Source organism: Sphingomonas lycopersici (assembly GCF_026130605.1).
GTDB lineage: Bacteria > Pseudomonadota > Alphaproteobacteria > Sphingomonadales > Sphingomonadaceae > Sphingomonas > Sphingomonas lycopersici.
This window is the reverse complement of the sequence record NZ_JANFAU010000002.1, coordinates 710,943-731,266: the sequence shown is the minus strand read 5'-3', so window position 1 is coordinate 731,266 and position 20,324 is coordinate 710,943. Positions and strand designations below refer to the sequence as shown.

20 protein-coding genes and 4 tRNA genes are annotated in these 20,324 nt (G+C 68.3%); 14 read left to right on the top strand and 10 right to left on the bottom strand.

What is annotated here, in order from left to right:
- Positions 1 to 140: 140 nt before the first annotated feature.
- The 10 genes from gspL (at position 141) to NED98_RS06725 (ending at position 8,801) form a co-directional block, all read left to right on the top strand.
- Positions 141 to 1,226: a type II secretion system protein GspL gene (gspL, locus tag NED98_RS06770; protein ID WP_265312295.1), complete on the top strand. Its 1,086-nt coding sequence runs from the start codon at positions 141 to 143 to the stop codon at positions 1,224 to 1,226.
- The gene (locus NED98_RS06765) at positions 1,223 to 1,696 is read left to right on the top strand and encodes a type II secretion system protein M (RefSeq protein WP_265268915.1); all 474 of its coding nucleotides are present in this window, start codon (positions 1,223 to 1,225) and stop codon (positions 1,694 to 1,696) included. Before gspL ends, NED98_RS06765 begins: the two co-directional genes overlap by 4 nt.
- Positions 1,693 to 2,415, top strand: a complete 723-nt coding sequence (gene gspN, locus NED98_RS06760) for a type II secretion system protein N (protein ID WP_265312294.1) — start codon at positions 1,693 to 1,695, stop codon at positions 2,413 to 2,415. The genes NED98_RS06765 and gspN overlap by 4 nt, the downstream gene beginning before the upstream one ends.
- Before the next feature lie 244 nt (positions 2,416 to 2,659).
- Positions 2,660 to 2,736 (top strand) — tRNA-His (locus tag NED98_RS06755).
- Between the two features lie 91 nt (positions 2,737 to 2,827).
- Complete coding sequence (locus NED98_RS06750) at positions 2,828 to 3,883, top strand: Glu/Leu/Phe/Val dehydrogenase dimerization domain-containing protein (protein ID WP_432423298.1); 1,056 nt, start codon at positions 2,828 to 2,830, stop codon at positions 3,881 to 3,883.
- A gap of 222 nt (positions 3,884 to 4,105) precedes the next feature.
- Entirely contained in the window at positions 4,106 to 4,831 is a 726-nt protein-coding gene (gene ccmC, locus NED98_RS06745) for a heme ABC transporter permease CcmC (protein WP_265268918.1), read from the top strand.
- A 97-nt stretch (positions 4,832 to 4,928) separates the two neighbouring features.
- Positions 4,929 to 5,363 (top strand): cytochrome c maturation protein CcmE, encoded by a 435-nt coding sequence (ccmE, locus tag NED98_RS06740; protein WP_265268919.1) that lies wholly within the window; start codon positions 4,929 to 4,931, stop codon positions 5,361 to 5,363.
- On the top strand, positions 5,360 to 6,016 hold the full coding sequence (locus NED98_RS06735; RefSeq protein ID WP_265312292.1) for a tetratricopeptide repeat protein: 657 nt from the start codon (positions 5,360 to 5,362) through the stop codon (positions 6,014 to 6,016). The genes ccmE and NED98_RS06735 overlap by 4 nt, the downstream gene beginning before the upstream one ends.
- Positions 6,017 to 6,417: 401 nt before the next feature.
- A complete protein-coding gene (locus tag NED98_RS06730; protein ID WP_265269009.1) occupies positions 6,418 to 8,301 on the top strand; it encodes a potassium transporter Kup in 1,884 nt (627 codons plus the stop codon).
- Positions 8,298 to 8,801 carry a 2'-5' RNA ligase family protein gene (locus tag NED98_RS06725; RefSeq protein WP_265268921.1) on the top strand — a complete coding sequence of 168 codons (504 nt, stop codon included), beginning with the start codon at positions 8,298 to 8,300 and terminating at the stop codon, positions 8,799 to 8,801. The genes NED98_RS06730 and NED98_RS06725 overlap by 4 nt, the downstream gene beginning before the upstream one ends.
- A gap of 4 nt (positions 8,802 to 8,805) precedes the next feature.
- Here NED98_RS06725 and NED98_RS06720 read toward each other — a convergent pair.
- Together NED98_RS06720 and rimO are read right to left on the bottom strand one after the other, a co-directional pair.
- Positions 8,806 to 8,882, bottom strand: a tRNA-Met gene (locus tag NED98_RS06720).
- A 66-nt stretch (positions 8,883 to 8,948) separates the two neighbouring features.
- Entirely contained in the window at positions 8,949 to 10,286 is a 1,338-nt protein-coding gene (gene rimO, locus NED98_RS06715) for a 30S ribosomal protein S12 methylthiotransferase RimO (protein WP_265312291.1), read from the bottom strand.
- A gap of 54 nt (positions 10,287 to 10,340) precedes the next feature.
- Here rimO and NED98_RS06710 point away from each other — a divergent pair, with 54 nt between their 5' ends.
- The gene (locus NED98_RS06710) at positions 10,341 to 10,946 is read left to right on the top strand and encodes a DOMON-like domain-containing protein (protein WP_265312290.1); all 606 of its coding nucleotides are present in this window, start codon (positions 10,341 to 10,343) and stop codon (positions 10,944 to 10,946) included.
- Positions 10,943 to 12,139, top strand: a complete 1,197-nt coding sequence (locus NED98_RS06705; RefSeq protein WP_265312289.1) for an exo-beta-N-acetylmuramidase NamZ family protein — start codon at positions 10,943 to 10,945, stop codon at positions 12,137 to 12,139. The genes NED98_RS06710 and NED98_RS06705 overlap by 4 nt, the downstream gene beginning before the upstream one ends.
- Before the next feature lie 62 nt (positions 12,140 to 12,201).
- On the opposite strand, the gene NED98_RS06700 is transcribed toward NED98_RS06705, so the two are convergent.
- The 8 genes from NED98_RS06700 to aroA form a co-directional block, all read right to left on the bottom strand.
- The gene (locus NED98_RS06700; RefSeq protein ID WP_265268925.1) at positions 12,202 to 12,618 is read right to left on the bottom strand and encodes a DUF4112 domain-containing protein; all 417 of its coding nucleotides are present in this window, start codon (positions 12,616 to 12,618) and stop codon (positions 12,202 to 12,204) included.
- Positions 12,619 to 12,629: 11 nt separating this feature from the next.
- A complete protein-coding gene (locus tag NED98_RS06695) occupies positions 12,630 to 14,009 on the bottom strand; it encodes an ABC transporter substrate-binding protein (RefSeq protein ID WP_265268926.1) in 1,380 nt (459 codons plus the stop codon).
- Positions 14,010 to 14,083: 74 nt separating this feature from the next.
- Positions 14,084 to 14,167, bottom strand: a tRNA-Leu gene (locus NED98_RS06690).
- Positions 14,168 to 14,205: 38 nt separating this feature from the next.
- On the bottom strand, positions 14,206 to 14,487 hold the full coding sequence (locus NED98_RS06685) for an integration host factor subunit beta (RefSeq protein WP_179512017.1): 282 nt from the start codon (positions 14,485 to 14,487) through the stop codon (positions 14,206 to 14,208).
- 158 nt (positions 14,488 to 14,645) lie between these two features.
- A complete protein-coding gene (rpsA, locus tag NED98_RS06680) occupies positions 14,646 to 16,355 on the bottom strand; it encodes a 30S ribosomal protein S1 (protein WP_179512016.1) in 1,710 nt (569 codons plus the stop codon).
- Positions 16,356 to 16,776: 421 nt separating this feature from the next.
- Positions 16,777 to 17,418, bottom strand: a complete 642-nt coding sequence (cmk, locus tag NED98_RS06675) for a (d)CMP kinase (RefSeq protein ID WP_265312288.1) — start codon at positions 17,416 to 17,418, stop codon at positions 16,777 to 16,779.
- Positions 17,415 to 18,404: a proline iminopeptidase-family hydrolase gene (locus tag NED98_RS06670; protein ID WP_265312287.1), complete on the bottom strand. Its 990-nt coding sequence runs from the start codon at positions 18,402 to 18,404 to the stop codon at positions 17,415 to 17,417. The genes cmk and NED98_RS06670 overlap by 4 nt, the downstream gene beginning before the upstream one ends.
- Positions 18,395 to 19,738: a 3-phosphoshikimate 1-carboxyvinyltransferase gene (aroA, locus tag NED98_RS06665; RefSeq protein ID WP_265312286.1), complete on the bottom strand. Its 1,344-nt coding sequence runs from the start codon at positions 19,736 to 19,738 to the stop codon at positions 18,395 to 18,397. Before aroA ends, NED98_RS06670 begins: the two co-directional genes overlap by 10 nt.
- Before the next feature lie 100 nt (positions 19,739 to 19,838).
- Between aroA and NED98_RS06660 the strand changes: the two genes are divergently transcribed.
- Positions 19,839 to 20,168 (top strand): FYDLN acid domain-containing protein, encoded by a 330-nt coding sequence (locus NED98_RS06660; protein ID WP_179512012.1) that lies wholly within the window; start codon positions 19,839 to 19,841, stop codon positions 20,166 to 20,168.
- Between the two features lie 78 nt (positions 20,169 to 20,246).
- A tRNA-Ala gene (locus NED98_RS06655) sits at positions 20,247 to 20,322 on the top strand.
- The last annotated feature ends 2 nt before the right edge of the window (positions 20,323 to 20,324 follow it).

The following is a 20,324-nucleotide window of genomic DNA, read 5'->3' as shown; positions in this document are numbered from 1 at the left end:
CGGAGCGGTCGCCCGGAGAAGCCCGCTGGACGGCGTCGCTTGCTTGCGCGTAGCTTCAGCTACGCGTCTGCGCTGCACTTCTTGCCAGCGGGCTTCTCCGGGCGATCACGGCGCTGTCCTAGTCAAGTTTGGACCCTTACATGACGGCGACCCTGCTCTTTTTGCCGCCGCGCGTCGGCGATCCGTGGCGCTGGCTGCGGATCGAGGGCGATGTGGTCACCGCGCGTGGCCAGGGCGTGCCCGAGGCGGACGACGCCCCGGTGGTCGCGGTCGCCCCCGCCGATGCGGTGACGTTGCACTGGGCCGCCTTGCCCGCACGCACGCAGGCGCAGGCCGCCACCGCGGCGCGGATCGTGGTCAACGACGCCTGTGCCGCGCCGCAGGATCAGCTCCACGTCGCGGTCGGCGAGACCGATGACGACGAGCGCGCGATCGGCGTGGTCGCGATCGATCGGATGCGCGGCTGGCTCGACGGGCTGCGCGGACTGGGGATCGACCCCGCGGTGGTGGTGCCCGCGCCGCTGCTGCTCCCGGTGCCCGAGGAAGGCTTCGTCCGTGCCGATCTCGGCGGGCAATCGGTGGTGCGCGGCGTGTCGAGCGGGTTCGCCGACGAGCCGCAGCTGACCGAATTGGTCACCGCCGGCGCGGCGACCGAGACGCTCGAACGCGAGGCGCTCGATCGCGCGCTGGTCGCCGCGGTCGCCGCGCCGGCGCTCAACCTGCGGCAGGGGCCGTTCGCGCGCATCCGGCGGCGCGAGATCAACTGGCCGCTGGTGCGGCGGCTGGGGCTGCTCGCCGCGCTGCTCCTGCTCGCGCTGCTGGCGACCGACCTCGTGCGGATCACGCGTTATTCGCTCGCCGCCAGCCGGCTCGACGCGCAGGCCGATTCGCTCGCGCGGCAGGGGCTGGCGCGCGGGGTGACCGCCGACGGCGATCTTGCCGCCAAGCTCGATCTGCGGCTCGCGCATCTGCGCGGGCCGGGGCAGGGCTTCACCCGCACCGTCGCGGCGGCGCTCGCCGCGATTCGCGCGACCCCGGGCAGCGAGGCGAGCGCGCTCGATTTCCAGTCCAACGGCGATTTGCGCATCACCCTGATCGCGCAGAGCGATGCCGAGGCCAATGCGGTCCAGGCGCGGCTGCGCGACGCGGGGTTCGCGGTGACGCCGGGGGCGTTCGAATCGGCCGGCGGGCGGCTGAAGGGCGATGTGACGGTGCGGATACGATGACCCGGTGGAAGACATGGTTCGACGCCCGCGCGCCGCGCGAACGCTGGCTGATCCTTATCATGCTCGGGCTGCTCGCGGTGACGATCGTCTGGGTCGCGGTGATCCGCCCGGTGCAGGACGGGCTCGCCAGCTCGCGCGAACGCTATGACGATGCGGTGATACGGCTCGGCCAGACGCAGACGACGGTCAATGCGATCCACGCGATCCAGCGCGGCCATCCGCAGCCGCTCGGCGCGCCGCTCGCCGATGCGGTGCGCGAACGCGCCGAGGCCGCCGGCTTCACGCTCGCCGGGGTCGATACCGGCGCCGACAGCGTGCGCACCTCGATCGGCAGCGCGAAGGCCGGCGCCTTGCTCGGCTGGCTTGCCGGGCTGGAGGCGGACGGCGTGCTGATCGACGGCGCGACGATCACCGCCAACGGCGACGGCACCGTCGCCGCGCAACTCACGTTGAAGGCGCGGCGGCCGTGAGCGGATTCCGCCTCAATATCGGGCGCGGCACATTGTTCGCGGCGATCCTGGTGGTGGCGCTGATCGTGACCCTGCCGTTGCGGCTGGCGCTGGCGTGGTTCGGGGTCGCCGAGGCGGGGATGACCGCGCGCGAGGTGACCGGCAGCATCTGGTCGGGCCGGATGGTCGAGGCGCGATTCGGCCAGATCGCGTTGGGCGAGCTCGCCGCGCGGGTCTCGCCGCTGCCGTTGCTGATCGGGCATGCGCGGATCGTGCTCGCCGCCCCCGACGGCGCCGCCGGATCGCGGTTGAGCGGCGCGATCGACGTGACGCGGCACAATATCGGGCTGAGCCATGTCACCGCCAGTCTGCCGGTCGGCAACGCCTTTTCGCCCGTCCCGGTGACGACGCTGGAGCTGGACGATGTGAGCGTCGGCTATGCCGGCGACACCTGCGAGCGCGCCGAGGGGCGGGTGCGCGCGCTGCTGACCGGCGATGTCGCCGGGCAACGCATCCCGACGACGATGAGCGGCACCCCGCGCTGCGACGGCACCGCCTTGCTGCTGCCGCTGACCAGCCCGGCGGGCGAGGGCTCGACGATTCGCATCTGGCGCGACGGCCGCTATCGTACCGATCTGACGCTCGCGACGAGCGACCCGACGCAGGTCGCGCGGTTGCAGGGCTTCGGCTTCGTCCAGACGCCGCAGGGAATGCAATTGGCGATCGAAGGGCGGTTCTGACCCGCGTGGCGCGTCATCCGCTTCCTTCTCCCCTCCCTTGAACAGGGGAGGGGCCGGGGGTGGGTTGGCCGGCGAGGAAGCGGATCGGTGCCCCCCATAACCACCCACCCCCAACCCTCCCTTCATCAGGGAAGGGAGCGGAACCGGGGCTTTTCGTCCGATCCGAACGGGAATGACGAAACGAACGCGCTCTGATAGCTTGACCAGATGCCCGCACCCCCGCTAGGGGCGCGCATCCATTGCGGCGATCGTAGCTCAGTTGGTTAGAGCATCGGTTTGTGGTACCGAGGGTCGCGGGTTCAAGTCCCGTCGATCGCCCCATTTTCCCTCATCCTCGCGAATTGGCTGGCGTTCGCTGCCTGATAATATTATTGCGCCATGACGCACTTTCATTGCGTGCGGTTATGGAGGGATGAAGACGATGGACTGGGGCTTCCCGGATTTCGACGCCCATGAGGGCGTCCACCTGTTCACCGATCCGGCGTCGGGGCTTCACGCGATTATCGCGATTCACTCCACCGCGCTCGGGCCGGCGGCGGGCGGCGTGCGCTTCTGGCATTATGCGAATACCGACGGCGCGATCACCGACGCGCTGCGCCTGTCGCGCGGGATGAGCTACAAGAATGCGATGGCCGGGCTGGCGCTGGGCGGCGGCAAGGGCGTCGTGCTCGCCGATACGCCGGGTGCGACGATCACCGAGGCGCAGCTCAAGGCATTCGGCCGCGTCGTCGAATCGCTCGGCGGGCGCTATGTCACTGCGGAAGATGTCGGCATGTCCGAGGCGCGGATGAAGGTCATCGCGGGCGAGACGCGTTACGTCTCCGGCCTGCCGGTGGCGAGCGGGGCGGCGGGCGGTGATCCCGGGCCTTATACCGCAATGGGGGTCTATCTCGGGGTCAAGGCGGCGGCGAAGCGCGGGCTCGGCGCGGTCGACATGAAGGGCGTGCGCGTCGCGGTGCAGGGCGTCGGCTCGGTCGGCGGCGGGCTGGCGCGACTGCTCGCCAAGGACGGCGCGGTGCTGACGCTGGCGGACGTCGATACGGCGCGCGCCGAGGCGCTCGCGGCGGAGCTGGGCGCGAGCGTCGCGGCGACCGCCGACATTCTGTCGCTCGACGTCGATCTGGTCAGCCCCAATGCGTTGGGCGCGATCCTCACCGAAACCTCGATCGCGGCGCTGAAGGCGAAGGTCGTCGCGGGCGGGGCGAACAACCAGCTCGCGACGCGCGAGGACGGGCGGCGCATCCACGAGCGCGGCATCGTCTACGCCCCCGATTATGTGATCAACGCGGGCGGGATCATCAATGTCGGGCTCGAATATCTCGGCGCCGGCGACGAGGCCGAAGTGCGCGCGCGCATCGCCCGCATCCCCGAGCGACTCGATCAGGTATGGGACGAAAGCGACGCGACCGGCGATCCCTCGTCGGAAGTGGCGGACCGTATCGCGCAGCGGCTGATCGGGCGCGGGTGAAGTCCCGCGCGCCCTAACTGTGCTCCCGCGAAGGCGGGAGCCCAGTCTGGAAGAGCGTACCACCCCGGCGAAGGCCGGGGTCCAGTTACGATCGGCCCGATGCTGGACCCCGGCCTGCGCCGGGGTGGAAGGCGGGGCTGGGCTCGGCGAGACCGGGTCTTGTTTCGCGCCTGATGCTATAGGGGTGACGGCCGTGCGATCTTGCCATATTGGCGCAGGATCGTGCCCGCGCTTCATGCCTTCGCCAATCCCGCTCGCTTCCTCAAGCTGGCCCGGCCGCTCACCCCGGTGGTGACGTGGCTCGGCGTCGCGCTGATCGCGCTCGGCTGCTGGGCGGGGCTGACGCAGACCCCGCCCGATTATCTGCAGGGCGAGACGGTGCGTATCCTCTACATCCATGTCCCCGCCGCCTGGCTCGGGATGGGCGGGTGGAGCGGGATCGCGCTCTCCAGCATCGCCTATCTCGTCTGGCGCCACCCGCTTGCCGATGTCGCGGCGCGCGCGATCGCGGTGCCGGGGGCGGCGTTCGCGCTGATCTGTCTCGTGACCGGTGCGATCTGGGGACGGCCGACCTGGGGCACCTATTGGCAATGGGACGGGCGGCTCACCTCGATGCTGCTGCTGTTCTTCGTCTATCTCGGCTATATCGCGCTGGCGCGCGCCGATCGCGAGCGCGGCGGCGACGGGCGTATCCCGGCATTGTTCGGGATCGCGGGCACCGTGCTGCTGCCGATCATCCGTTATTCGGTGGTGTGGTGGAACACGCTGCATCAGGGGCCGAGCATCGGGCTGACCGGCTCGTCGATCGATCCGTCGCTGATCTGGCCGCTGCCGATCATGCTCGCGGGCTTCACTTTGTTGTTCGCCGGCATCGTGCTGATGCGGATGCGCGCGATTCTGGCGCAGGCCAAGGCGGAGGCGCGGATGCGCCGGCGGGCTGCGCAATGAGCCCCTGGCCCTTCGTGATCGCGGCTTATGCGGTGACGCTGGGCGGCGCGGCGTTGGTCGCGCTGTGGAGCTGGCGCGCGATGCGCAAGGCGGAAAAATGAAGGCCAAGCATCAACGGCTGACGCTGGCGTTGCTGGCGGTGGCGGCGATCGTCGGCGCGGGGTTGCTCGCGCTGTCCGCGCTCAAGGATCGCGCCGCCTTCTTCTACGCCCCCTCCGACGTGACCGCGCAGACCCTGCCGCTCGGCAAGGCGGTGCGGCTCGGCGGGATGGTCGAGGCGGGGTCGCTCAAGCGCGCGGCGGACGGTGTGACGATCCATTTCGTCGTCACCGACGGCCGCGCCACCACCCCGGTCACCTTCACCGGCATCGCCCCCGATCTGTTCAAGGAAAAATCGGGCGTGGTGGCGGAGGGCGAGTTCCGCCCCGACGGATCGTTCGTCGCGACCAATTTGCTCGCCAAGCATGACGAGAAATATATGCCGCCCGAGATCGCCGGGAAGATGCACGAGACGAAGACGCTCGCGCAATGACCGGCTATCTGATCCTCGCGCTGCTCGGCGCGCTCGCCTTCGGTGCGCTGGTCGCGTTCCGGCTGCCGCGGCTCGCCTGGTCGATCGCGGGGGCGGCGCTGTTCCTCGGCGCGGCGGGCTATGCGTGGCAGGGGCGGCCAGGGCTTCCGGCGCATCCCGCGACCCCGAGCACCCGGGCGGTGGCGGTCGAGCCCGAGGTGATCGCGTTGCGCGATCGGCTGATGGGCGGGCGCTTCACCGCCGACGGCGCCTATCTCGTCGCGTCGGATGCGATGCTGCGCACCGGCGATACCGCCGCGGCGACTCAGGTGGTGCTCGGCGGGATCCGCGCGATTCCGCACAGCTATATTCTGTGGACCCAGCTCGGCACCAATTTCGCGCTGCATGACGGTGATCGCATGTCCCCCGCGGCGCTGGCGGCATTCCGCCAGGCGATGCGGCTGGCGCCCCAGCATCCGGCGCCGCCTTACTATATGGGTCTGGCCTTTCTCCGCGCCGGCGATTTCGCCGCGGCGGTGCCCTTGTGGCGCCGCGCGCTGGCGCTGTCCGCCCCGAAATCGGACTATCAGCAGGAAATCGCACGGCAATTGGCGGTGCTGGAGCGGGTGATGCAGCTCGCGCAGCAACAGGGCGCGGCGCCGCCCCCGCGCTGAGGTTTCGGGCAGGCCGCATTTTACGTCCACCGTCACCCCGGCCTTGAGGCGGGGTCCATCGTGCCGCACGCTCTGCGGCTGGGGCCTCCTGCGCCGCGCCTGCCTCCTGACGGACCCCGGCTCAGGGCCGAGGTGACGGGTGTAGATAAACGTTTGTATTCAGATAGATAGCCCAAAGATTGTCGCTGTTCCCGCAACCGTCACTCGTGTGAACTTCGTGAACTTTGCCCCGATCCGGCACGCTTGCAACAGTCGCGGGCGATCCCCACATCAACGCGCCGTCGCGCTGTTGCGGGGGTAGGGGCAGCATGCTAGGCGCGGCGCCTCAAAGGCGATTGCGGGTTTTCTGCCGTGATTCCGGTTTCTGCGATTATTTCGTGACCACAACTCAAACCGCGGGCGTGCTCAGCGCGCACGATCATCGACGCGACAGCCTGGCGAAGCTGGCTGTCGGGGCGATCGGCGTCGTCTATGGCGACATCGGCACCAGCCCGCTCTACGCGATGAAGGAGGTGTTCGTCGGCCATCACCCGCTGACGGTCGACCAGCTCCACATCTTCGGGGTCGTCAGCCTCGTCTTCTGGTCGCTCGTGCTGATCGTCACGTTCAAATATGTGATGGTCATCCTGCGCGCGGATAATGAAGGCGAGGGCGGCAGCCTCGCGCTGCTCGCGCTGATCCAGCGCCGCAGCGGCGCGGGCAAGAGATGGGGGCCGAGCCTCGTCATGCTCGGTGTGCTCGCCAGCGCCCTGTTCTTCGGCGATTGCATGATCACCCCGGCGGTGTCGGTGCTGTCGGCGGTGGAGGGGCTCGCGACGGTCGAGCAGGGGTTCAGCCATTTCGTCATCCCGATCGCGGTCGCGATCCTCGTCGGGCTGTTCTACCTCCAGTCGGTCGGCACCGCGCGGGTGGGCAAATTGTTCGGCCCGATCATGGCGGTCTATTTCGTCACGCTCGGCGTGCTCGGGCTGATCCATATCCTGCAACAGCCGCATATCCTGCTCGCGCTCGATCCGCGCTGGGCGGTGCGGTTCGCGGCAGACGACGGGCGGCTGGCCTTCCTCGCGCTCGGCTCGGTCGTGCTCGCGCTGACCGGGGCGGAGGCGCTTTATGCCGATATGGGGCATTTCGGGCGCCGCCCGATCGCGCTCGCGTGGATGTGGTTCGTCTTCCCGGCGCTGATGCTCAACTATCTCGGGCAGGGCGCGCTGCTGCTCGCCAACCCTGCCGCGGCGGAGAATCCCTTCTTCCTGATGGCCAATGAGGCCTGGCGCCTGCCGCTCGTCATCCTCGCCACCGTCGCGACGGTGATCGCCAGCCAGGCGGTGATCACCGGCTGCTATTCGGTGGTGCATCAGGCGATCCAGCTCGGGCTGATGCCGCGTCTGCGCATCAGCCACACCAGCGCGTCCGAAGCGGGGCAAATCTATATCGCCTCGGTCAATTGGGCGCTGATGACGATGGTGCTGCTGCTGATCTTCGGCTTCCGCGAATCGTCGAACCTCGCCGCGGCCTATGGCATCGCGGTGACCGGCACGATGTTTATCTCCACCTGCATGATCGGGGTGCTGATCTATCGCGTATGGCATTGGCCGCTGTGGGTGGTGGTGCCGTTCGTCGGCACCTTCGTCATCATCGACGGGCTGTATTTCTCGTCCAACCTGACCAAGGTGCTCGACGGCGGCTGGTTCCCGCTGCTCGTCGCGGCGATCTGCTTCGTCATGCTCACCACCTGGGCGACGGGGCGCAAGCTGATGATCCAGCGGATGCGCGAGGGCGCGATGCCGATCAAGGTGTTCATCGGCTCCGCCGCCACCTCGGCGACGCGCGTGCCGGGCACCGCGGTGTTCATGACCTCGACCCCGGAGGGCGTGCCCCACGCCTTGCTCCACAATCTGAAGCACAATCGCGTGCTCCACGAGCGGGTGATCCTGCTGACCGTCAAGGTCACCGACATGCCCTATTTCCCCGAGAACGATCGTTTCATGCACGACGATCTCGGGCAGGGCTTCCACCGCGTGATCCTGCGCTACGGCTTCATGGAGGCGCCCGACGTGCCCGCCGCGCTCAAAACCTTCCACGGCTGCGGCGGGGTCGACATCCGCATGATCGACACCAGCTTCTTCCTGTCGCGGCAGACGCTGCTGCCCTCGGAGCGGCCGGGGATGATGATCTGGCGCGAGAAATTGTTCGCCTGGATGCTGCGCAACGCGGAAAGCGCGATGGAATTCTTCCGCCTGCCGACCAATCGCGTGGTCGAACTGGGCACGCAGATCGAGATTTGACCGCGCCGATCGTCGTCACCGCCTTGTTCGGCGCGGGCGATCAGGCGTGGTTCGAGGCGCTGCGCCGGGCGCATTATCCGCCCGCGCGCAATCAGGTGTCGGCGCATCTCACCTTGTTCCACCACCTCCCGCCGTCAATCGAGGCGGAGGTGAGGCAGCGGCTGGCGGCGGAGACGCGTCATGTCGCCCCGCCCGCCGCCACCTTGCGCGAGCCCTATTCGTTGGGCCGCGGGGTCGCGTGGCGAATCGAGAGCGAGGGGCTCGCGGCGATTCGCGCGCGGCTGGCGGAGGGGTTCACCGGGCTGCTCGTGCCGCAGGATATGGCCGGCTGGCGCCCGCATGTGACGATCCAGAACAAGGTCGAAGCGGCCGAGGCGCGGGCATTGCTCGCGGCGATGCGCGCGGGTTTCCGCGCGCGGCCGCTGACGATCACCGGGCTCGCCGCCTGGTGGTATCGCGGCGGCCCGTGGGCGCCGCTGTCGCGTCATATGTTCGGATAGGAAATGGTAGCGGAGGAGGGACTTGAACCCCCGACACGCGGATTATGATTCCGCTGCTCTAACCAGCTGAGCTACTCCGCCCCAAGGCGTTTATCGCCGAAGCGAGGGGGCCTATTAGCAGCGCCGCCGAAGCGGTCAAGCGCCCAGTTAGGGCGCAGACACCGGCGCGCCGAACAGATCGTGGTCGTCGGCGTCCTCGATCGTCACCTTGACGATATCGCCCGGCGACAGGCTGCCAGCGTCGCGCAGATGCACCTCGCCGTCGATATCGGGCGCATCGGCGGCCGAACGGCCGGTCGCGCCGCCGTCTTCGCCCACCGCGTCGATGATCACCTCCAGCGTGCGCCCGATCTTCGCCTGCAGCTTGGCGGCGGAAATCGCCGCGGTTTTCTCCATCACCCGGGCATAGCGCTCCTCCTTCACCGCCTCGGGGACCGGATCGGGCAGCGCATTGGCCGCGGCGCCCTCGACCGGCTCGAAGCGGAACGCGCCGACGCGATCGAGCTGCGCCTCGTCGAGCCAGTCGAGCAGATAGCGGAAATCGTCCTCGGTCTCGCCGGGGAAGCCGACGACGAAGGTCGAGCGAATCGCGATATCGGGGCAGATCTCGCGCCAGCCGCGGATCCGTTCGAGCACCTTGGCCTCGTTCGCCGGGCGCTTCATCGCCTTGAGCACCGCGCGGCTGGCGTGCTGGAACGGAATGTCGAGATAGGGCAGCACCAGCCCCTCCGCCATCAGCGGGATCACCTGATCGACGTGCGGATAGGGATAGACGTAATGCAACCGCACCCAGGGCGCGATCCGGCCGAGCTCGCGCGCCAGGTCGGTCATATGCGCGCGCACCTCGCCGCCCTTCCACGGCCAGGATTTGTGGCGCAGATCGACGCCGTAGGCCGAGGTATCCTGGCTGATGACCAGCAATTCCTTGGTCCCCGCCGCGACCAGCTTTTCCGCCTCGCGCAGGATCGCATCGGGACGCCGGCTGACCAGATCGCCGCGCAGCGAGGGGATGATGCAAAAGGCGCAGCGGTGGTTGCAGCCCTCGGAAATCTTGAGATAGCTGTAATGGCGCGGGGTGAGCTTGAGCCCCGCATCGGGGATCAGATCGACATAGGGCGAGATACTCGCCGGCGCGGCCTCGTGCACCGCCTCGACGACCTGCTCATACTCATGCGCGCCGGTGATCGCGAGCACATCGGGGAAGCGCGCGCGGATCACCTCGGCTTCCTTGCCCATGCAGCCGGTGACGATGACGCGGCCGTTCTCCGCGATCGCCTCGCCGATCGCCTCGAGGCTTTCCTCCTTGGCCGAATCGAGAAAGCCGCAGGTGTTGACCAGCACGACATCGGCCCCGGCATAATCGGGCGACATCTGATAGCCGTCGGCGCGCAGCTGGGTGAGGATGCGCTCGCTGTCGACGAGGTTCTTCGGACAGCCGAGCGAAACCATGCCCACGCGGGGCGGGGAGGGGAGTTTGGTTGCCATAGGGAAGCGCGCCACATAGCGATTCGCGCGCGCTTTTCCTAGGGTGCTGTCGATATGGCGTCTTTCACCCTGATCCCGCACCCCGATTTCCCGCCGCTTCGGGTGCGCGGAGTAAGCGTAGAGCTGGAGCGGAACGGTAGCGAAACGTGTCTGCGCTATGCGGTCGATGGGGCCGATGCGGTGATCTGGCCCGCGCCCGCCGCGCCCGAGCGCGCCGACGAATTGTGGAAGGCGACCTGCTTCGAGCTGTTCGTGATGCCGGGCGAGGGGGCGGCGTATCTGGAGTTCAACTTCTCGCCCTCGGGCCGGTGGGCCGCCTATGCGTTCGATGCTTATCGCGCCGGGATGCATGATCTTCCACTGTCAGCGGACCCGAAGATCGAGCGGAGTGGCCACCATATCATCATCCGTCACCCCGGCCTTGAGCCGGGGTCCATCGTGCCGCAGGCTCAGCCGCTAGAACCTCCTGCGCCGCGCCTGCCTCCCGATGGACCCTGGCTCAAGGCCGGGGTGACGGGTCCGCGGATCGCGCTCACCGCGGTGATCGAAGAAACCGGCGGCGTCCGTTCGTTCTGGGCGCTGGCCCATGCCCCCGGCGCGCCGGATTTCCACAACCCGGATTGCTTTGTCGCGCGGCTCCCGGCACCTGATCGCGCATGAAATTCGGGATCGATCGCCTGCTCGCCGATGCGAGCCTCAGGAAACCGCTGGAGGGGAAGCGTGTCGCGTTGCTCGCGCATCCCGCCTCCGTCAACGCAGACCTCACCCACAGTCTCGACGCGCTGGTCGCGGCGGGGCTCAATATCAGCGCAGTATTCGGCCCGCAGCACGGCGTGCGCGGCGATCTGCAGGACAATATGATGGAGTCGCCCGACTTCACCGATCCGACCTATGGCATGCCGGTGTTCAGCCTCTACGGCGAGGTACGGCGGCCGACCGGGCAGTCGATGGGGACGTTCGACGTGCTGCTGGTCGACCTGCAGGACGTCGGGTGCCGCATCTACACCTTCGTCACGACCCTGCTCTACGTGCTGGAGGCCGCCGCGGCGCACGGCAAATCGGTGTGGGTGCTCGATCGCCCCAATCCCGCCGGGCGGCCGATCGAGGGGCTGACGCTGCGCCCCGGCTGGGAGAGCTTCGTCGGCGCCGGGCCGATGCCGATGCGCCACGGGATGACCCTGGGCGAGATGGGGCGCTGGTTCATCGATCGCTTCCGCCTCGACGTCGACTATCGCGTGATCGAGATGGAGGGCTGGCAGCCCGGCGCCGCGCCCGGCTATGGCTGGCCGCCCGAGCGGGTGTGGATCAACCCCAGCCCCAACGCCGCCAACGTCAATATGGCGCGTGCCTATGCCGGCACCGTGATGCTCGAGGGCACGACGCTGAGCGAGGGACGCGGGACGACGCGCCCGCTGGAACTGTTCGGCGCGCCCGATATCGACGCCCGCGCGGTGATCGCGGAGATGCGCGCGCTGGCGCCGCAATGGCTTGCGGGATGCACGCTGCGCGATTTCTGGTTCCAGCCGACCTTCCACAAGCATGTCGGGGCGTTGTGCGCGGGGGTGTTCATCCACGCCGAGGGTGCAGCGTACGACCACGCCGCGTTCCGCCCGTGGCGGTTGCAGGCTTTGGGGTTTAAGGCGATCCGGCGGCTCTACCCGGATTATCCTTTGTGGCGCGATTTCCCGTATGAATATGTCTTCGACAAGCTCGCGATCGACGTGATCAACGGCGGGCCGGGGCTGCGCGAGTGGGTCGACGAGGCGGCGGCGGTGGCGGGCGATCTCGACGCGCTGACCGTTCCGGACGAGCAGGCGTGGGAAGCCGAGCGGCAGGCGTTCCTGCTTTATTGAGCTTCGTTTCTTTCTCCCCTCCCTTGTTCAAGGGAGGGGAGAAAGAGGAAAGGTCGCGGAGCTCAGCGCTCGATCGTCACCGTCGACGGATGATGCTTGTCGAGGTGGCGCTTGATCGTCCTCAGGTTGAGCGTGTTCGAGCGATAGAAGAAGTCCGCCGCGTCGCCGATCACCGGGATCACCCCGAGCAACGCGTCGAACCCGACCCGCGCGCTCATCCGCGCGAGCTGGAAGCGGCTCATGCCGAGGTTGCGTGCTTCCCACACGATCCACGCGCCGAGCACCGCTGCGATCAGATCGCCCGCCACCGGCACCAGCCCGAGCAGGGCATCGAGCCCGACGCGCCGGTTGATCCCCGGGATGACGAACAATCCTTCGAGCAGTTTCTCCATCACCTCGATCCGCTGGCGGATCGCGGCGGGGTCGCGGCCGATGGGCAGGCGATCGAGGATCGCCGGATCGATACGGGCGGTGCGCATGGTCATATCCGTCACTTGGGGACGGCGCGCAGCCTGTTCAACGGGTGCCACGCGCGCGCGTTCGGCTGCCACTGGCGCAGCCGCAGCGATACCAGCGACCAGCGGAACGGGCGCGCGATCGGGATGAACGAGACGTCCGCCGCCACCGCGGCGTCGGCGGTGGCGATCGCCGCGCTGCGCGCCGCGAGCGTCGGGGCGACCCGCGCCGCCTCCACCGCGTCGCTCGCCGCGCCGCCGCACGGGGCGCAGGCCATCGCGAGATACCAGCGCGCGCTGTCATAGGGCGCGACCGCGTCGATCAGCCGCAGATCGGCATCGCGCGCGTCCTGCGCGACGCGCACCGGCTGGATGCCGACCGATTGCAGGTCGGCGCCGATCCGCGCCCAGAGCAAGGTGCCGCCCGGCCCGCCGGGCAGCGCGACGCGCAGCACGACCGGCTCGGGGTGGATGCCGCGCCACGAGGCGACCTGCGCCTTCGCCTGCTGCCGGCGGTCGCCGACATCGATCGCGACCCAGGAGGGGATCGCCGGCGGGGTCGCCGAATCGAGCTGGTCGGGCAGCAATTGCTCGGTCGGCGCCCATTCGGGGGAGAAAGCCTCGACCAGCCCGGCGCGGTCGATCGCGGCGGCGATCGCCGCGCGATTGTCTGCCGAGGCGAGGAAGCCCTCGCGATTGGTGATCGCCAGTCCGAACAGCCCTGCCGCCGGATCGAGCTTCACCTCCGCCGGCGGCACCGTGGCGATCTGGATCAGCGGCCAATCGCCCACCGTGCCGCCCGCCACCAGATCGGAGCCACGCGCGATATAGCGCATGATCGCGCGCGACGCGGGCTCGCCGATCAGCCGCACGTCATCTTCGGGCACCTTTTCGGGTATCTCGTCGGGCGAGCGATTCGGGTCCGACACCGGGGTCAGCAGCATCGAGCGGCGACCCGCGTGCATGATGCGGAACGGGCCGGTGCCGGCAGGGTTGCGCCGCCGGACGATCGCCAGCTCGGGCTGCGCGAATAATTTGAGCAGATCGGGGCGAGGGTGGGAGAGTTCGATCTGGATGACCTGCGGCGTCATCTCGACGATCGATTCGATGCTGGTGAGAAACGGCTTGAGCGGGTTGCGCGACGCTGCCGCGATCTGATGCTTGAGGATCGCCACCACTTCCTGCGCGGTGACCGGGCGCCCGTCCGACCACACCGCCTCGCGCAGCCGGAAGATATAGGTCATGCCCTCGTCGGTGACGATCCAGCGCTCGGCGACACCGGGCTCGATCTGGCCGGTCGCGTCGAAGCGCACCAGACCCTGCGCCACCGAATCGGCCAGCGCGCGATCGCTCTCGGGCCAGTCGCCGCGGCTCGCATCGCTCAGCTCAGGCGGGGCGCCGATGACGCTCGCCACGACCGGCCCGACATCGGCGCGTCGGTCGCAGCCGGCGAGCAGCGCGAGCGACGCGCTTGCGCCCAGACATGCGATGGTGCGGACGGCGGGACTCGAACCCGCACGCCAATGGCAGAAGATTTTAAGTCTCCAGCGTCTACCGATTCCGCCACGTCCGCGCATCGCGCACGACGTGAAGTCTACCGGAGCCGCCGCGTCAAGCGACGTTGAGCCGCTGGCGCATTTCCTTGCCGGGTTTGAAGTAGGGAACGCGCTTCGCGTCCACGTCCACCATCTCCCCGGTGCGCGGGTTGCGCCCGGTGCGAGCATCGCGGGCGCGGGTGGAAAAAGCGCCGAAACCGCGCAGCTCGACCCGACCATTCTCGGCCAGCCGTCGCACGATCTCGTCGAAGAAGGTTGATACGATCTCCTCGACCTCACGCAACGAAAGCTCGGGATTGGTCTCTGCGAGCTGCTGGACGAGTTCGGATCGGATCATGGGCAACCTCTGAAGCGATTATCGTTAAACGCGCGATTACTAAGGTCGCAATAATACAGGGAAACCGCCGATCGGAATAGGAACGAAACGACAGTATGCTGTAATTTCGTGTCAAGCTGGGACCCGGGCAGGAAATGATCCTGCCCGGGCTGCCCCGATTACTTCTTGGAATCGCGAGCCTTGAGCGCTTCGCCCAGGATGTCGCCCAGCGACGCGCCGGAATCCGACGAGCCATACTGCGCAACTGCCTGCTTTTCCTCGGCAATCTGCATCGCCTTGACCGAGAAGGTCGGCTTCTTCGAGCGATCGAAGCCGGTGACCATCGCGTCGATCTTCTGGCCGACCTGGAAACGCTCCGGGCGCTGCTCGTCGCGGTCGCGGCCGAGATCGGTGCGCTTGATGAAGCCGGTCGCGCCGTCGTCGCCCGCCTGCACTTCGAGGCCCGCGTCGCGGACTTCGAGCACGGTGACGGTGATGACCGCATTCTTCGACAGGCGATCGCCAGCCGCAACCGCGCCGGCCACCGGGCCGCCGCGCTCGAGCTGCTTCATGCCAAGCGAGATGCGCTCCTTCTCCGAATCGATGTCGAGCACGATCGCCTTCACCATCTCGCCCTTGCGGTGCAGCGCCAGCGCGTCCTCGCCCGAAACGCCCCAGGCGATGTCGGACATGTGGACCATGCCGTCGACGTCGTTGTCGAGGCCGACGAAGAGGCCGAATTCGGTCGCGTTCTTGACTTCGCCCTCGACGGTCGAGCCGATCGGGTGAGCGGCGGCGAACGCCTCCCACGGATTGGCCTGCGCCTGCTTGAGGCCGAGGCTGATGCGGCGCTTGTCCTCATCGACCTCGAGCACCACCACATCGACTTCCTGCGAGGTCGACACGATCTTGCCCGGGTGGACGTTCTTCTTGGTCCAGGACATTTCGCTGACGTGGACGAGGCCTTCGATGCCAGCTTCCAGCTCGACGAATGCACCATATTCGGTGATGTTGGTGACACGGCCCGACAGCTTGGCGCCGACCGGATATTTCGCGCCCGCGCCATCCCACGGATCGCTCTCGAGCTGCTTCATGCCGAGGCTGATGCGCTGCGTGTCCTTGTTGATGCGGATGATCTGGACGCGCACGGTGTCGCCGATGTTGATCATCTCGCTCGGGTGCGCGACGCGCTTGTAGCTGAGATCGGTGACGTGGAGCAGACCGTCGATCCCGCCCAGGTCGACGAAGGCGCCGTAATCGGTGATGTTCTTCACCACGCCGTCGATGATCTGGCCCTCGTGGAGCGACTGGATGAGGCCCGAACGCTGCTCGGCGCGGGTCTCTTCGAGCACCGCGCGACGCGACACGACGATGTTGCCGCGCTTGCGGTCCATCTTGAGGATCTGGAACGGCTGCGGGATATCCATCAGCGGGGTGACGTCACGCACCGGGCGGATATCGACCTGGCTGCCCGGCAGGAAGGCGACGGCGCCGTTGAGGTCGACCGTGAAGCCGCCCTTGACGCGGCCGAAGATCACGCCCTCGACGCGCGCGGTGCGGGCGAATTCGGCTTCCAGATTGTCCCATGCGGCTTCGCGGCGCGCGCGATCGCGCGACAGCATCGCTTCGCCATGCATGTTCTCGACGCGGTCGACATAGACTTCGACTTCGTCGCCGACCTTGAGCTCGGCCTTCTGGCCGGGGGCGGCGAATTCACGCAGCGGCACGCGGCCTTCGCTCTTCAGACCGACGTCGATGATCGCCATGTCGTTTTCGATGCCGGTGACCGTGCCATGCACCACGCGGCCCTCGAAGCTGTCGGCGCCGCCGAACATGTCATCGAGCATCGCCGCGAAATCGTCCCGAGAGGGAGTTGCCGTAGAGGCCATAAACTTTCGATTCCTTGATGTCGTTTCCGGCCAAGCGGTTGAATCCGCTGGTCTTGGCCTTCACTGCCACGCCGGCCCCATGCCGATGCGGCATCCGTCGGACAGGGGGTTGGGAGGCCAGAACGCCAAATGCGAAAAGGGCGCGAGAGGTGAACCTCCGCGCCGCGCCTCCGCGGACCCCGGCCCGCCGAACGTCCGCGCCTTAGCGCAACTTGCGGTTATCCACAAGAAGCAGCGACGCGAATGCGGCGGAACGCCGCGGATTCAGGCGCGGTGGCGGCAGCCATCCTCACCATCATCTCCCCGTCATTCCCGCGGAGGCGGGAATCCATTCACTCAGACTTTCGAGAAAGAAGCGCGACCGCAGCGTCAATGGATTCCCGCCTCCGCGGGAATGACGGCGCCAGAGGAAGGGGGCAGATCAGCCGCCCGCTGCCGCTTTCCGCGCGCGCGCCGCCTCGACCAGATCGATCGCCTTCTGCACCGCCGCCTCGATCGACAGGAAGCTGGTGTCGAGCGTTGCCGCATCCTCGGCGGCGACCAGCGGCGCGGTGTTACGGGTCGAATCGCGCTGATCGCGCGCGCGGATATCGGCCAGCACCTGATCGAAGGTCAGCGACGAGCCGTGCGCGTGCAGTTCGGCGTGGCGCCGGCGTGCGCGGATCGTCGGGGTCGCCTTGACGAACAATTTGGCATCCGCGTTGGGCGCGATCACCGTCCCGATGTCGCGCCCGTCGAGCACCGCGCCGTCTTCCTGCGCGGCGAAGCGCTTCTGCCGCTGGAGCAATGCGGCGCGCACCAAAGGATGCGCCGAGACGATCGACGCGACCTTGCCGATTTCGTCGTCGCGCAATGCGGGATCGGCGAGCAGCAGATCGTCGAAATCGCACGCCGCGACCGCATCGGCCTCCTTCGCCGGGTTGAGCTCGTGGCGCAGCACCGTCGCGGCGACCGCGCGATAGAGCAGCCCGGTATCGAGGTGCGGCAGATCGTAATGCCGCGCCAGCGCCCGCGCGATCGTGCCCTTGCCGGACGCCGCCGGCCCGTCGACCGCGATGATCATGCCAAGGCGTCCTGCCGCGCGAGCCAGCCGCGCAAGGTGGCGACGGTTTCCTCCGGCCGATCGCCGAACAGATGGTGCGCCGCGCCCGCGATCACCGCAAATTCCGCGCCCGGCACGCGCGCGGCATAAGCGCCGATCGTCGCCGGCCGCGCTTCGTCATACTGGCCGCAGATGAACAAGGTCCGTTTCCCGTCGAGTTTGGCGAGCAGCGGCTCGCCGTTGTAGCTGCGCAACGTGCCGGTCGAGACGAATTCGCTCGACCCCCACATCGTCTGATAGAGCCGCGCGTTGAAGCCGCGCCCGCCGACCGCGCGATGATAGGCGCGCGCCGGATCGGTCGCCGGCTCGCGGCTATTGTAGACCGCGTAGAAAGCGTCCGTCGCATTGGTGCAGGCGGCGGGCTGCGGCGCCTTGAGCGTCTCGCAGCGGCGGATTTCGGCGCGGATCGGCGCGGGGAGCGCGTCGACCAGCAGATTGGCATCGCCGATCCAGCTTTTGGTCGCGATCAGCGGGCTGGCGAGCGTCAGCCCGGCGAGCGCGGCCGGGCGCCGCGCGCCATATTCGAGCGCGAGCGTGCCGCCCCAGCTATGTCCCAGCACATGCCAGCGCGTGACGCCGAGCGCGCGACGCACCGCCTCGATCTCGTCGACGAACCGCGCGACGCGCCAATTGGCCGGGTCATTGGGCTGGTCCGACCGTCCCGAATCGAGCTGGTCGTAAAGGATCACCGCGCGCTCGTCAGCCAGCGCGAGCGCGTCCATCAGCGCCTCATGCGTCCCGCCCGGCCCGCCGTGGAGCAGCACCAGCGGCGCGCGCGGCGCCGCGAGATCGCCGTTGACGCGGACATAGATCCGCCCGCCCTCGACCGGGACCATCACCTCGCGTACCGGCGCGGGATAGCTCGCCAGCCCGCGCGCGTACGCCGGTGCCGACACCAGCGCGACAAGCCCGCCGGCGAGCAGCAGCCGGCGATCGATCAACTCCACGTGACGCTTCCCCCCAACGCATCGAGCAGCGCGAAGAAGGTCGGGAAGCTCGTCCTGACCGGCGCGGCGTCGTCGATCATCACGGGTGCGCGCGCGTGAAGTCCAGCGATCGCCATGCTCATTGCGATACGATGATCGAGTTTCGAGGCGATACGCGCGCCGCCGGGGATCGCCTCGCCGCCGGTGCCGTCGATCGACAGCCCGTCCTCATGCTCGATCAGCGACACGCCGTTGGCGATCAGCGCATCCTTCATCACCGCGATGCGATCCGATTCCTTGACGCGCAATTCGTCCGCCCCGCGCGCGACGGTGCGTCCCTCGGCAAAGGCGGCGGCGACGAACAGGGCCGGATATTCGTCGATCATCGACGGCGCGAGCTCGCGCGGCACCTCGATCCCCTTGAGCGCTGCGTGGCGCACGCGCAGGTCCGCGACCGGCTCGCCGCCGACGTCGCGCGCGTCGATCTCGGTGATATCGGCGCCCATCAGGCGGAGCGCGGTGACGATCCCGTTGCGCGTGGGGTTCATTCCGACATTCTCGACCACCACGTCGCTGCCCGGCACGATCGATGCCGCGACCAGCCAGAAAGCGGCGGAGGAGGGGTCGCCGGGAACGACGATCGATTGCGGCTTGAGCTCCGCCTCGCCGGTGATCGAGATCAGCCGTCCCTCGGGCGTCTGCTCGACGCTGAGCACCGCGCCGAACCCGGCGAGCATCCGCTCGCTATGATCGCGCGTCGCGACCGGCTCGATCACGCGGGTGATGCCGGGGGTGTTGAGTCCGGCGAGCAGCACCGCCGACTTCACTTGCGCCGAGGCGACCGGCAAAGTGTAGGTGATCGGCCCCGCCGGGGCGAGCCCGCGCACCATCAGCGGCAGCCGGCCGCCGGGGGAGGGGGTGAAATCCGCTCCCATCTGCGAAAGCGGCGCGATCACCCGCTGCATCGGCCGCGCCGAGAGCGAGGCGTCGCCGACGAACGTCGCGGTGATCGGATGGCTCGCGACCAACCCGATCAGCAGGCGGGTCGAGGTGCCCGAATTGCCCATGTCGAGCGCCGCCTGCGGCTGGAGCAGCCCGCCGACCCCGACGCCGTGGATGCGCCAGATGCCGTCAGCGCCGCGCGCGATATCGGCGCCCATCGCGCGCATCGCGGCGGCGGTGGCGAGCACGTCCTCGCCCTCCAGCAACCCTTCGACGCGGCTTTCGCCCACCGCCAGCGCGGCGAGCATCAGCGAGCGGTGGCTGATCGATTTGTCCCCCGGCACGCGGATGCGTCCGACGAGCGCCGGGGCGGGATTGATCGTGACAGGCTGCGGAGAAGCTGTATGGGCCATGTCCGCGCGGCCTTGCCAGCAGGGTTGCGCTATGGCAAGGCGCCCACCACTTCGCAGGGACTGGCCTGTTGAAACACCCATCCGAAAGGTTCTGCACGGCATGATCAAGCCGGAATGGGGCACGAAGCGTACGTGCCCGAAATGCGCGACGCGTTTCTATGACCTCGAAAAGGACGACCCCGTCACGTGCATCGCCTGTGGCTATGCATGGGAGCCGGAGCCGATCCTGAAATCCAAGCAGCCGCTGCCGTTCGAGGCAGCCAAGACCAACACCGGGCCTGCCGACAGCGATCTCGCTGGCGGCGCGGACGACGATGACGTCGATCTGGACACCGGCGAAGACGAAGAGCCTTCGGCCGACGACGAGGTTGATCTCGGCGGCGACGACGATCTCGGCGTCGAAACGTCGAGCGACGACGAAGAAAATTGATTGGTTTTTGGCAAGCGGCGTTTCGCCGCTTGCCAACGTCGCGGCGCCCCGCTAGGGGGCGCTTCCCGGACGGAAGATGGGGCCGTAGCTCAGCTGGGAGAGCGTCGCAATGGCATTGCGAAGGTCAGGGGTTCGATCCCCCTCGGCTCCACCATT

Coding starts and splice junctions, on each gene's coding strand:
- NED98_RS06700 (WP_265268925.1), bottom strand. CDS start 12,618: ATGCGCACCGCCCGTATCGATCCGGCGATCCTCGATCGCCTGCCCATC.
- NED98_RS06685 (WP_179512017.1), bottom strand. CDS start 14,487: ATGATCCGATCCGAACTCGTCCAGCAGCTCGCAGAGACCAATCCCGAG.
- ccmE (WP_265268919.1), top strand. CDS start 4,929: ATGAAGGCCAAGCATCAACGGCTGACGCTGGCGTTGCTGGCGGTGGCG.
- NED98_RS06710 (WP_265312290.1), top strand. CDS start 10,341: ATGGCGTCTTTCACCCTGATCCCGCACCCCGATTTCCCGCCGCTTCGG.
- NED98_RS06660 (WP_179512012.1), top strand. CDS start 19,839: ATGATCAAGCCGGAATGGGGCACGAAGCGTACGTGCCCGAAATGCGCG.
- gspL (WP_265312295.1), top strand. CDS start 141: ATGACGGCGACCCTGCTCTTTTTGCCGCCGCGCGTCGGCGATCCGTGG.
- cmk (WP_265312288.1), bottom strand. CDS start 17,418: ATGATCATCGCGGTCGACGGGCCGGCGGCGTCCGGCAAGGGCACGATC.
- rpsA (WP_179512016.1), bottom strand. CDS start 16,355: ATGGCCTCTACGGCAACTCCCTCTCGGGACGATTTCGCGGCGATGCTC.
- aroA (WP_265312286.1), bottom strand. CDS start 19,738: ATGGCCCATACAGCTTCTCCGCAGCCTGTCACGATCAATCCCGCCCCG.
- NED98_RS06765 (WP_265268915.1), top strand. CDS start 1,223: ATGACCCGGTGGAAGACATGGTTCGACGCCCGCGCGCCGCGCGAACGC.
- NED98_RS06735 (WP_265312292.1), top strand. CDS start 5,360: ATGACCGGCTATCTGATCCTCGCGCTGCTCGGCGCGCTCGCCTTCGGT.
- rimO (WP_265312291.1), bottom strand. CDS start 10,286: ATGGCAACCAAACTCCCCTCCCCGCCCCGCGTGGGCATGGTTTCGCTC.
- NED98_RS06750 (WP_432423298.1), top strand. CDS start 2,828: ATGAAGACGATGGACTGGGGCTTCCCGGATTTCGACGCCCATGAGGGC.
- NED98_RS06705 (WP_265312289.1), top strand. CDS start 10,943: ATGAAATTCGGGATCGATCGCCTGCTCGCCGATGCGAGCCTCAGGAAA.